We start from the raw sequence: 12,763 nt of genomic DNA, 5'->3' as shown, positions 1-12,763 counted from the left end.
CATTTCGTGTTTTAGTTTAAAAACTTACCCGACGTAAAGTCGGTGCTACCGAGTTAAGCAGCCCAGGTAGCAGCGAACTAATTTCGCGTCTTAATTTCAAACGCTTACTCGACATATAGTCGGTGCTACCGAGTTAAGCAGCCCCGGTAGCAGCGAATTCATTTCGCGTCTTAATTTCAAACGCTTACTCGACATATAGTCGGTGCTACCGAGTTAAGCAGCCCAGGTAGCAGCGAACTAATTTCGCGTCTTAATTTCAAACGCTTACTCGACATATAGTCGGTGCTAACGAGCAAAACTGCCCAGGTAGCAGCGAATTCATTTCGCGTCTTAATTTCAAACGCTTACTCGACATATAGTCGGTGCTACCGATCTAAACTGCCCAGGTAGCAGCGAATTAATTTCGCGTACTTCTAAGTTAATTCGGAAAACTCAATTTTCCCATACTTACCCCAAACTCTGTAGAAGTGCCAACTAAACATTCATTAGCAAGTACGGCAAATAAAATAGCTTCTTTCGCATCAGGGTCTAGGCTTATTTCATTACTTGATGAAATTAAAACCTTGTCGTTAGATAATTCCTGAATTCTTTGCATCAATACTGGATTATGCACCCCACCACCACTGGCATACACGTTTAACTTTTTACCTTCAGAAAGGTAATTTAACTGCTTAGTTATTAGTAAAGCACTTAACTCGCACAAAGTTGCCATTACATCTTCATGGTTCAAGTGTGTTGTATTTGACTCTTCTTGTGCTGCTTGCAAATAGTCTAAGTTAAACACTTCAGGCCCTGTTGATTTAGGAAGGTCTAACTCAACAAAATCCATGTCTAGAAGTTTGGATAATAAATCTTGGTTAACACTGCCTTTCGATGAAATGGCACCATCAATATCAAACGCTTGGTCGAAGTGCTTCTGCATGTAGGCGTCCATTATGGTGTTACCAGGGCCCAAATCACTACACAGCATGTCGTCAAAGCTGCCAGCTTGTGGTAAATAAGTGATATTGGCGATGCCACCTAAGTTCAATAAAATTCGGTGTTCAGTGTTAGATGAAAAGCAAAAGTAATCGCCAAACTGAGCCAATGGCGCGCCCTCACCACCGGCTGCAATGTGCTTTTGTCTAAAGTCGCTCAAAGTGAGTATGCCCGTCTCAACAGCAAGATGATCTCCATCGCCGATTTGCAAAGTGGCGTTAGAAAAGTCTTCAAAATCATGCTGATGCTGTGGGCAGTGATAAATTGTTTGACCATGACTGGCAATGGCATCTATGTCTTTGGGATTTACTTGCCAGTCTTTTAAAGCTTGGTTGATCAGTTGGCCGTGATACTTTCCTATCCAGGGGTTTAGAAGTGTGAGGTATTCTAGCGATATTTGTGGTTTGGCAAAGACTGTTCTGATTTTGCTTTTAACTTCATCAGGGTAATCAACTGTCTTGAAGTGTTTTAAGGTCACTTCGGTACTCGTACCACAACCACTTATTTCACACAAAGCGATGTCTAGCCCATCAAGTGACGTACCACTCATTAAACCTATAATTTGGCGTTTTGGTTTTTGTGAAACGTGGTATAACTGTTCAATGTTTTTGCGCACTTTTAAGCCCCAAACCCTAATTGTTTCACTTTACTCAACACCGCTTGATAACGAATATCTGTGCAACTGCCAAACCCAGCGCGTTGTCGAAATTTCGAAGATGTCGATAGAGGTGAAGTCATGCCAGTTAAGAAACGCGTAAGTATTGCTAAACTTGGCGCAACACCTATTTGCATTAAATGTTGCCTCAATGCATTCAAGTCATTTCTTAATGCTTCATCTGATGGGAACTCAGTTGATTTAGACTGCTCAAGTTTAGCAACTTGCCCTCGACACGCTGAGCAGTGACCGCACTGCTCAGGCGCATTTGTATCATCAAAATATCTTGCCAAGTTGTAACTCAAGCACGTATTTAACTCAAAGAAACGAAGCATAGCAGCGATACGCTTAACCTCAGCTTGCTCTTTTTCTATAAAGTAATCGGCAAGCTCTTTCGCTAAATCTGGCTGTGCTAACTTATTTTCATCAACTTGATACACCTGCATCATGCGTTTTGATTCAAGTTCGATAAGCCCTTGCTCGTGTAAATAATCTAAAGCAGCAACAATGCGGTTTCTGTCATGGCCTTGTTGCACTAAGGCTTGAATATCAACAGTACCCCACACTTTTTTAAATTGTGTATTGTCAAATATTTGTTGAATAAACTGCTGACGACTTGGGTCAAATAGGCTCAAAATTTTGTGCTCAGTGTGCAACCACTTAAATCTAAAGTCGGCGTAAAAGGCGTATTTAGCTTCAATCACACCTTTTAATTCAAGTTGTACCAACAGAGTTTTAAGTGCAAGGAGCTTTATATTACTGACCTTAGAAGCACTGAGTTCCTGCATTTCCCATAAACCATGCTGTTGCTGAGATTGAATTTCATCAATCAGTGCTTGAATACTCGTTTGTTCAGGCGTATCGGCATATACAAAGTTCTCAAGCGTAGCAACACCATCTAAATTAGCTAGCGTGATACATTCTGAAAATTGTCCATCACGGCCTGCTCGCCCAATCTCTTGGCTATAATTCTCTATCGATTTTGGCAAATCATAATGCACCACAAACCGGATATCTGATTTATCAATGCCCATACCAAATGCAATGGTGGCCACAATCACTTGTTTTTGGTTGTTCATGAAGTCATTCTGAATACTTTGACGAAGACCATCATCTAAACCTGCATGATATGCAGCAGCATTAATGCCTGCAGCTTGTAATTGCTTTGCGACTTGTTCGGCTTGTTGTTGCAGCGTGACATAAACAATCCCCGCACCGGCTTGTTGCTTTAAATATCCAACAAGGGCAGAGATTTTTTCATCTTCAGGGTATGCATAAACACTTAAATCTAGGTTTGCGCGATAAAAGCCAGTTTGAACGATATGCTCAGGTTTTATATCAAAGCGACTAGCCATGTCGTGTTTTACTTTTTTTGTGGCTGTAGCTGTTAATAACAACACCAGTGGAATGTCTAATTCGTTGCGATAGTCAGGTAATTTAAGATAGTCAGGTCTAAAGTTATGACCCCATTCAGAAATACAGTGCGCTTCATCAACGACCAGCATAGAAATTGGTACTTGCTTAATGAATTCTCTAAAGCGCTCGTTTTTAAAACGCTCAACCGAAATCATCAGTACCTTGGTGCTGCCATTTCTGACATTTTGCATCACCGACTGACTTTCTTCTCGACTTAACGTGGAATCTAAACTGGCTGCATTAATGCCTTTGCTTTTTAAGAACTCTAATTGATCTTTCATTAACGCCAGTAAAGGCGAAATCACTAAAGTTAGATTAGGTAGTTGTAAGGCTGTCAACTGATAACATAGAGACTTACCTGAACCCGTTGGAAAGATAGCAAGACTAGAATGGCCGTTTACTAGCTGGGTGATTGTTTGCTCTTGGCCTGGCCTAAATTCTGAAAAGCCAAAATATTGCGCTAAGGTTTTATGAAGCACCGACTCGGTCATGATGCGAAATTCCATGTTAACAACTGCTTAGCTAAGATAGCATAATATCAACCCCAAATAATACCGACGCGCTTATTATCAGGGTTGATATAACAACTGTTTCATGTCGTGTTTAACGTTTAAATCGCACCACTAATTCAACCATATCTTGAGATACTTGAGTGAGTGTTTGGCTAGCCTGTTCAACACTTGTTGCACTATTCAGACTTTCACCTGCTAATGAAGCAATATTCACAACTTGTTGGTTTATATCTTCAGAAACATTCGCTTGTTCTTCGATAGCTGCTGCAATTTGCAGCGACATATCATTAATTTTATCAATTGATTCATTAATTTGAACCAGCATGTCGCTGCTTTGTAACAAATGAGCCATACCCTGCTGAGACTCTTGTTCACCTTGCTCAGCGACGACAACCGCATGCTCTGTACTTTGAGATAATTCGTTAATAATACCTTGTATTTCTTGAGTAGATTGCTGCGTTCTTTGAGCAAGACTACGTACTTCATCTGCAACTACGGCAAAGCCTCGACCTTGCTCACCGGCGCGAGCAGCTTCAATTGCGGCATTTAAAGCTAACAGATTAGTTTGCTCAGCGATTTGTTCAATAAATTGTGCCGCATCTGCGATACGTGAAGTTTGCTTTGATACGCCTTCTACAGATTGCTTGATGTTTAACACAGTATTTGTTAATGACTCAATTGCACACTTAGTTTGCTCGCTGTATTCAGCACTTTGTGTTGCAAGATCATGTGATTGACCTGCTTGCTCAGCCGTTGCTTGAACATGACCTGACACATCGTTAATGGTCATACTCATTTCGTTCATAGCTGTTGCGACTTGCTCGGTCTGTAATTGCTGCTGTTCTAATTGTTTATTGGCATTTTGCGCCATAGCTAAAGAGGAGTTCGCTCCTTTAGATACATGCTTTGCTGCATCAGCAATACGGGTAACAACGGTGTCTAAATGCGCTCGCTCACTCAGAATTCGTACATGTAAGTCAGCAATATCGCTTGGGTAAGTCGAATAGACAGACTTTGCAATATCATCACTAAAACTGCTCGATAGCTCATTGCTTAATGCTTTGAAATAGTAGTTCTTTTGTTTACTCTTTAAGACGATGGTTAAAATAGTGGCAAGAACAGAAGAAGCAAAAGCCGCAACTTGGTAACCAGAAATAAATGCTGCCACACATAACGCTAGAACGACGGCAAGTGCTGCATAATAAGTATCAATGCGAAAATTAAACCCGTTTTTATTCTGTTTCGCTTGAGCGTAAATAAGTTCAGCACGTTTAACTGCTGATTCACTCGGTACACTTCTGACTGACTCGTACCCGACTACTTTGCCATGCTCTGTGACAGGGGTAACATAGGCATCAACCCAGTAGAAATCACCATTCTTACAACGGTTTTTAACCAAGCCCATCCAAGGCTTACCTTGTTTTAATTCTGCCCACATGGTTTTGAATGCCACTTCAGGCATATCAGGGTGACGAACAATATTGTGGGGTTGACCAATCAACTCTTCTTTACTGAAACCGCTGATAGCAATAAATTCTTCATTACACTCGATAATATTCCCTTGCAAATCAGTAACAGAGATTAATTTCACATCAGTAGAAAAGGTTTTGCGATTTGCGGTGATTGGCTGATTGTTTCTCATTATGCCCCTCTAATGTAAAACAGCAGATTATTGATTGATTTAGGGGCACGAAATCTACTGATAAATTATTTATTACGCAAACGATATTTAATAATTAGCACAAAATTTAATACTAAATAACTATAAAAAAATCTGTACTTTGTTCTGACACAAGAATGATCTGCTTTTAGGTGTCGAACGTATTGAAAATCTTGTAAAATCTTCCACTCTCAACACCGTCTCACTTTTTTAAAGAATGGTAATTTATAAAGGAGCATTTTGTGTCTCGTTTTTCTGCGATCACTGACAACCCGCATGAGGGTCGTTTTAATAAAAAGACTGGTATTTTGGTAACCAACTTAGGTAGCCCGGATGCGCCAACGCCTAAAGCCTTACGTGTTTATTTGGCAGAATTCTTATCTGATCCAAGAATTGTCGAGATACCGCGCCTAATATGGTTAATGATCCTTCATGGCATTATTTTACGAGTTCGCCCAAAGAAATCAGCCAAAGCTTATGCAAGTATTTGGACTGAAAACGGCTCACCACTTATTCATATTTCTCAGCAACAAGCAGACAAAATCGCCGAGAAGTTAAAGGCAAATAATCATAACGTAGAAGTCGAGCTTGCGATGCGTTATGGCAACCCTTCAATCGAAGCGGGTTTAGAAAAACTTAGAGATAAAGGTATAACACGGATTATTGTATTTCCTTTGTACCCACAATATTCAAGCCCAACAACGGGTTCGACTTTTGACGCAATTGCAAATGTATTAAAGAAATGGCGCTGGGTACCTGAATTACATTTCATCAATGGTTATCACACAAATCCGCTTTACATCGAGTCTCTAGCTAATAGCATTCAAGAAGACCTAGACAAACATGGTACGCCTCAAAAGATTGTCTTCTCTTACCATGGGATGCCAAAGCAGTTTTTAGATCATGGCGACCCGTATCACTGTCTATGTCATCAAACCACGCGCTTAGTGGTTGAGAAATTAGGTTTAGATAAAGACCTAGTAATGACGACTTTCCAAAGTCGTTTTGGTAAAGCTGAATGGTTAAAACCATACACAGATGCAACCCTAGAATCTTTCCCTAAAGAAGGCATCAAAGATATTGCCATTATCAGTCCGGCATTCAGTGCTGACTGCTTAGAAACACTCGAAGAACTTGAAGAAGAAAATCGCGAGATTTTCGAAGAAGCGGGTGGTGAAAAGTATCGTTACATTGCTGCGTTAAACGACAGAAATGATCATATTGACGCATTATATGATGTGTTAAAACCAAACTTATAAACACTTAAATAAACAGGCACTCATTTTGGTGAGTGCCTAACTCTACTTCTATTTATCGAGCATATCTAAGCAAACCGATACCGGTTGTGCTGGACTATAAAAGAATCCCTGCACATTATGACAGCCAAATTGCTTAAGCATGTTGACTTGGGCTTCTTGTTCAACGCCTTCGGCAATTAACTGTGTGCCAATTTCATCGCCTAGTTCGACAAGGTACTTAACCATGGCTTGCTTCTTCTTGTCGTCAATAAGCGTATCAATAAAAGAACGATCAATTTTGACAAAATCAACCTGACTCTTTAATAAATGGCTTAAAGAAGAATAGCCGGTACAGAAATCATCTAGTGCAATTTGCACGCCTTTCTTTTGAAGATCACCCAGTACTTGCCACGTATATTGATTGGCAGCTACAGATTCAGTCACCTCAATCGTTAATGCATTATAAGGCAAGTTGTTTTCTTCAATCGCGTTGATAATCTGTTTATATTGATCGTTACTTGCTTTAAATTCATTAACAGAGCGGTTAATAGAAATTGATATGTGTGTATGGCCTTGACTGTGAATTTTAGCCAAGTCTTTACAGCTCTTTTCTAGTACAAACTGACCGATTTGATGGATAAGACCAAACTCTTCGGCAATTGGAATAAACTGCCCGGGTGAGATAGCACCAAGCTCACTATCAGACCAACGCACAAGTGCTTCGAACTTGCGAATGTTCCCTGTCGTAGAGTCAATGATTGGTTGGTAGTGTACTGAAAGGAGTTGGAATTTTATGGCCTCTTTGAGTTTGTCTCTGAGGTATATTTTCTGCAGATAAGCATTTTGAATCGCTTCGTTATATAGTGCAATTTGACCTGGTGACGTTTTCTTTGCAGAGCCCAAAGCATGCGTTGCATGACTGATTAAAGTCGATGCAGTCAAAGGTTGGTTTGATGTTAATTCTGCTACGCCAATACAAGCAGTGATCTCTACTGACAATTCATTAAACACATACGGAAGTGATATTTTGGACTGAATTTTTTCAGCGACAAGCATCGCATTATCTATGCCGCTGTTCTGGAGTAAAATAGCAAATTCATCACCACCATAACGACAAACGATATCCTGCCGGCGTACGCCATTCTTTATTCGCTTAGCTACTGACAATAAAACATTATCACCAATCTCTGAGCCATAAACGTCATTGACTTCTTTAAACCGATCTAAGCCAATAAATAAAACAACAGACTCTTTTTTCTTTGCGCGGTTTTCTGAAATAACTTGCTCTAAATTCTCTAAAAATGAGCGACGATTGGTCAGGCCTGTGAGCGGTTCATGATTTGCGTAAAACGTCAACTGGGCTTCATTGCGCTTCCATTCAGTGATGTCTCTGAATATCGCGACATAGTTGGTGGGTTGATTTAACTCATCTTTAACGACACTTAAAGTTAATTCTTCTGGGAAAATCTGACCATTTTTACGTCGGTTATAAATTTCACCTTTCCAGGTTCCCGAAGTGTCTAGCGCATGCCACATCTTTTTGTAAAACTGTTTGCTTTGCTGACCTGATGAAAGGACCCCGGGGTCTTGGCCCATTAGTTCAAAGCCTTTATAACCTGTCAAATCTTCAAATGCTTTATTGACCATGATGATTTTGTTTTCATGATCTGTGATCATAATAGCGTCTGTTGCGTGTTCGAAAACCACATTAGTTAATTCTAGCTGCTTTGTTAGTGCATTGATTTGAGATATGTCTTGCACTGTAGCAGTAAAAACACGTTCAGATATTGGGCCGGTTTCGTTTTCAATATGCCCAATAATCCGCATCAGGCCTTTACGCTTAGACAATATTTTATGTCGCACTGTGGTATCGACTTGTTCAATAACCCCACGTTTTAGGAGTGTGAGTAAATCTTCTAGTCGCTCTTTGTCTCTTGGTTCTAGGCACTCTAAAAAACAATCTAGACTTAAATCTATATCATGATGTTTACCGATAAGGTGGCGCATTTCTTTACTAAACCAATGCTTATCTTGTTCTAGATGCCAATTCCAGGAACTCAGTTTTGCAATGCGTTCACCTTTAGCAAGCTGCTTTAAAATCAAATCTTGTGAAGCCATTTCTAAATTATGATTTAGTTCAGCCCCAACGATGTAACTTAATTCTTTTAAAAACGATTGCTGACTGTCGGTTAATAGCCTTTCATCTTCATACATACAAACCATTATGCCAATGGGTGTATGATCTAATGCACGTAAGGTGACACCTGCATAACTGTTGATGTTAAAAACTCTTAATAATTCATCATCAACATAAGTCTCTTGCAGACAATGATTAAGCATACAGACCCCTTCACTATCTTGCGCATCATTGCAAGGGGTACCTGCAAGGTCATAAGTAATATTTGGTTGTAAAACGCCGTCCTTAGCATAACAAACTGTTTGTACTTGAGTTCTTCCATTAACAAATTGGCCTATTAGGCAATGAACAGGAGTAAGCTCTTCAAACATCATCTGAATGGCTTGTTCATACCTAGCTTGGCTATTCTCAAGACTGTAAAAATGGCTAAAAGAAAGTGTCATGTGATCCACTAATTAAACGACGTTTATACAAAATGCACGAATCGTAATAATAATGGAAGGGTTTTGAATTGTTTTGTAGTGAGATCAAAAAAATGCAGATAAATTGCTGCAACAATAAATTATTGCAGCAATTTTAAACGGTGCGGTTATTGAATTACAGGCTGAACGTCCAGACCATAACCTCCAATAACTGCTAAAACTAATACAAGGGAAGCTGCTGCCATAAGTTTAAGCATAAGTGGCAAACAGAATCTAAACCAGTGTGTGTATGGTACTCCCGCCATACCCAGAATACCCATTAGTACGGCATTTGTTGGGATGATCATATTTGAGAAGCCATCACCAAACTGATACGCAAGTACTGCAACCTGACGTGGTACGCCCACTAAATCACCTAAAGGCGCCATTAATGGCATAGTTACATAGGCTTGCCCTGAACCTGACGGTATAAAGGTATTTAATAAAGTTTGGATGATTAGCATACCTACCGCTGACACTTCAGCACCCACGTAAGAAAGTGGTAGAGACATTGCGTGAACTAATGTATGCAGTATTTGGCCATCTTCCAATACTAATGCGATACCACGAGCTACACCGATTAAGATTGCTGTCGTAACTAGGTCTGACACACCTTCAATAAAACGATTTGCAGTTTCATCTGCAGATAACTTACCTAGTACTGCTACTACAGCTCCCCAAGCGATAAAAACACCACCTAATTGTGTTAAGTACCAACCCTTTGTAGAAATGCCCCAGATTGCAATCACGAGCGTAATGATGAAGCTACCTAAGATCATCTGGTGGCGTTTATTTAACTGCGGGTAAGATGGTTTTTCTTGACCTTCTAAAGGACAAGGTACACCTATCATCATTGATTTGCTTGGATCTTCATACACTTTTTTAGAGTAGCTCCAAACATGGTGGAAACCGATGAAAACAAATGGAATGAAAATAGCAAAACGTAACCAAACACCTGAATATTGAGGCACTTCAGCAATTTGTTGAGCAATTAGTACAGTGAATGGGTTAAATGCTGATACACCGTAACCGATACCATAACCAGCTACGATCATGCCTACTGCTGTCATTGCATCAAGACGCATTGCCTTACAAAGGCCAACTAGGATTAATACAAAGGGAATGTATTCACCGGCAGTACCGATCGCACTCGAAGCAAGTGCAAAACAAAATACAACCATGAAGATAAGACGCTGTGGTTTAGTGCCATGCTTTTCTAAAAGACGTCCGATTAGTGCATCAACAGTGCCTGTTGCACGCGCGATTGCCAGTACACCACCTACAATTAATACAAAGAAAATGACATCTTGCGCCGCTGCAAAAGCGCGTGGAATAGAAGTTAGTAGATCCCATGGGGTAAGATAAGTTTTGTCTGCAACCTGCGCATAAGTGCCTGCCACAACCATTTGACGACCTGATTCAGTCGTACTTGTTTCAAAAAAGCCCTGTGGCACAACCCAGGTTGCAAATAAAGCTACAACCATCATGCCCAATAACAAAATCAAGGTATGGGGTACTTTTAAATTACCCATTTACACGCTCCTATTCTTATAAATCTGAGACTCTCTAGTAGTCTGGAGCGCGCATAATACCTAAATCAGCGCCATTATTCACCTTCAAGATGTCAACAAATGAAAACAAGAATTGAAGTAGCTTAGTTTGGATAAGCTTGCTCTGCAATGTGGGTGCGATTTCTACCTGCTTCTTTGGCACTATACAGTGCTCTATCAGCTTGCTTTAACACAGTATCTATATCTTCGCTCAAGTTAGGCCAATGAGATATGCCTATCGAAGTTGTAACGCTACCGACTTGCTGAAAATTAAAGTCAGCGATACTAAGGCGCAGCCTTTCCGCGATTTTATATGCGACATCTAGCTCTACATTTGGCAGGAAAATTAAAAACTCTTCTCCCCCAGAGCGACAAACAAGGTCTTGCTCTCGGGCACAATTTTGCATAAGCGCTGCAAACTCTTTAATGACAATATCGCCAATGTCGTGCCCATATGTATCGTTTACTCGCTTAAAATGATCTATATCTAGTGCCAATACTGAGAAAGCTTGCTCATTTGCAACAAAGTACGATAGAGCATTTTCCATACCTCGTCGGTTTAGCAATTGAGTTAATTGGTCTTTTTGTCTGTCTTGATCAAGTCTTTGAATTGTTTGTTCTATACGTTTATGGCTTGATAGGAATGCTTGCTTTAAATAATCTGCTTCAAAATACCAAGTATTAATTTTATTGGCGTCAAACTTACTATCTAAACCTTCTTCTTTTAATGCCTGGGCTAAGCTTGCTAATGGTTGGGCTATTTTAGTACCAAACAACAGAATAATAAGCAAAGTCAGAACAATAAGTGGCAATGTGCTTAATAAGACATCAATGATTGTATTCGAAACCTTATCCAGCGTTGCTGACTTGTGACTCTGCGAAACAACTCCCCAATTTGGCAGTTTCGCTGGGGCAAATCCCGCCAGCATTTTTTGGTTTTGAGAGTTATCTGCAATCATGCTACCTGATATACCCGCCAAAACCGCATCAACTATTTGGTTGTTTGTTATTTTTTCACCAATTCTAGTTACATCTTTGTGGAAAATAATATGACCATTTTGGTCGACAACGTATGTGTAAGAATCATCATTATGGTGGTGTTTATCGAGTATTTGATTGAGGATATTTTTTTCTTGAAGATAAATAGCGCCACCTACAAAACCTACAAATCTTTTTTGGCTATCAAACACAGGTGAAGTGATACTGACGATTAAATTGCCGACCGGAGACAAGAAAGGTTCTGATATATAAGTTTGTTGTCTAGTTAATGGTTCTAGTGCTTTCTCGCCTTCAATATAGGTATTAACTAAATTTAATGATGAGGGAGATACGGCACGCACTTTGCCATGCTTATCAACAAAAATGGTTGCATTAAAACTATCAGTTTGTTTTAACAAACGCGCTAGTTCAATCTGTAAAACAGTCTGATCATCATGATTATTTTTTAAGGCATCTGAGGTATATTCGAGCTGAGATAACACTGAACCCAAAAAAAGGTCTGTTACATGAGCTATTTTGCTAGCATAGACTCTATTTGCGTCTAAGGTGTCGTTGACTATCAAGTCTTTTTGAACTTTGTAGACAGCAAAAAGTGCGTTTCCGAGTGTTAGGAGCACACCGAAAAAAGCCAATATCAAAACTAAGCGTTTTAAATCAAGTCGCCTGAAGGCACCAAAAACATTAACCAAATGAACCTCTAATGGTTAAAAGTGTAAATACAAACCCAACATTACAAAGTTACGCTTAGAAAAAAATAAATCATTAATCTAAATCAACTTTATGTTTTAAATTTTATATACCAATTATAACAATAAAAAACATCAAGAACCTCAAAAAATTGATTAAGATAACATCTTATTTACCAAAAATAAGTTAGTCGTTTTTTCTATCTGACATCGGTATAATTTAAATATCTTAATTTGTGCTGATTTTTATGGTTCGCAGTAAACTCAAAGCCCTGACTACTCATCTTACTGTTGCTTGTGTATTGCTCGCCACTCTGTGGTTACTTGTCAGTGATAAGCATGTTTTGATTATAGGTAATTCGTTAATCCTAGTCTATGTCGTTTCTTCTCTTGGTTTCTGTATAGTGCCTGAAAAAAATAAAAATAAAAAAAAGAAACATTAGGATTTATATAAGTATAAGAGTCTAAGAA

At 39.4% G+C, this 12,763-nt stretch carries 7 protein-coding genes; 1 reads left to right on the top strand and 6 read right to left on the bottom strand.

The features are described 5' to 3' along the window. Nucleotides 1–418: 418 nt before the first annotated feature. The 3 genes from AC1HJP_RS18360 to AC1HJP_RS18350 form a co-directional block, all read right to left on the bottom strand. On the bottom strand, nucleotides 419–1,594 hold the full coding sequence (locus AC1HJP_RS18360) for an anhydro-N-acetylmuramic acid kinase (protein ID WP_480363017.1): 1,176 nt from the start codon (nucleotides 1,592–1,594) through the stop codon (nucleotides 419–421). A 2-nt stretch (nucleotides 1,595–1,596) separates the two neighbouring features. Next, nucleotides 1,597–3,555, bottom strand: a complete 1,959-nt coding sequence (locus AC1HJP_RS18355) for a RecQ family ATP-dependent DNA helicase (RefSeq protein ID WP_480363016.1) — start codon at nucleotides 3,553–3,555, stop codon at nucleotides 1,597–1,599. A gap of 97 nt (nucleotides 3,556–3,652) precedes the next feature. Beyond that, nucleotides 3,653–5,203: a methyl-accepting chemotaxis protein gene (locus AC1HJP_RS18350; protein ID WP_480363015.1), complete on the bottom strand. Its 1,551-nt coding sequence runs from the start codon at nucleotides 5,201–5,203 to the stop codon at nucleotides 3,653–3,655. 260 nt (nucleotides 5,204–5,463) lie between these two features. Here AC1HJP_RS18350 and hemH point away from each other — a divergent pair, with 260 nt between their 5' ends. Then, nucleotides 5,464–6,480: a ferrochelatase gene (gene hemH / locus AC1HJP_RS18345; protein ID WP_480363014.1), complete on the top strand. Its 1,017-nt coding sequence runs from the start codon at nucleotides 5,464–5,466 to the stop codon at nucleotides 6,478–6,480. A gap of 48 nt (nucleotides 6,481–6,528) precedes the next feature. Here hemH and AC1HJP_RS18340 read toward each other — a convergent pair whose 3' ends face one another. The 3 genes from AC1HJP_RS18340 to AC1HJP_RS18330 form a co-directional block, all read right to left on the bottom strand. Continuing rightward, a complete protein-coding gene (locus AC1HJP_RS18340) occupies nucleotides 6,529–9,039 on the bottom strand; it encodes a bifunctional diguanylate cyclase/phosphodiesterase (protein ID WP_480363013.1) in 2,511 nt (836 codons plus the stop codon). A gap of 146 nt (nucleotides 9,040–9,185) precedes the next feature. Then, nucleotides 9,186–10,589 carry a YfcC family protein gene (locus AC1HJP_RS18335; protein WP_480363012.1) on the bottom strand — a complete coding sequence of 468 codons (1,404 nt, stop codon included), beginning with the start codon at nucleotides 10,587–10,589 and terminating at the stop codon, nucleotides 9,186–9,188. 122 nt (nucleotides 10,590–10,711) lie between these two features. Then, complete coding sequence (locus tag AC1HJP_RS18330) at nucleotides 10,712–12,088, bottom strand: sensor domain-containing diguanylate cyclase (RefSeq protein WP_480363021.1); 1,377 nt, start codon at nucleotides 12,086–12,088, stop codon at nucleotides 10,712–10,714. Between the last annotated feature and the right edge of the window lie 675 nt (nucleotides 12,089–12,763).

The sequence above is a fragment of the Pseudoalteromonas sp. NFXS53 genome (genome assembly GCF_056629255.1).
The sequence above is the reverse complement of the archived record's forward strand: the minus strand, read 5'-3'. Positions and strand labels throughout refer to the sequence as shown.

Bases quoted from the DNA above. Each gene is read 5' to 3' on its own strand.
- AC1HJP_RS18355 (WP_480363016.1), bottom strand. From the start codon at position 3,555: ATGGAATTTCGCATCATGACCGAGTCGGTGCTTCATAAAACCTTAGCG.
- AC1HJP_RS18350 (WP_480363015.1), bottom strand. From the start codon at position 5,203: ATGAGAAACAATCAGCCAATCACCGCAAATCGCAAAACCTTTTCTACT.
- AC1HJP_RS18340 (WP_480363013.1), bottom strand. From the start codon at position 9,039: ATGACACTTTCTTTTAGCCATTTTTACAGTCTTGAGAATAGCCAAGCT.
- AC1HJP_RS18335 (WP_480363012.1), bottom strand. From the start codon at position 10,589: ATGGGTAATTTAAAAGTACCCCATACCTTGATTTTGTTATTGGGCATG.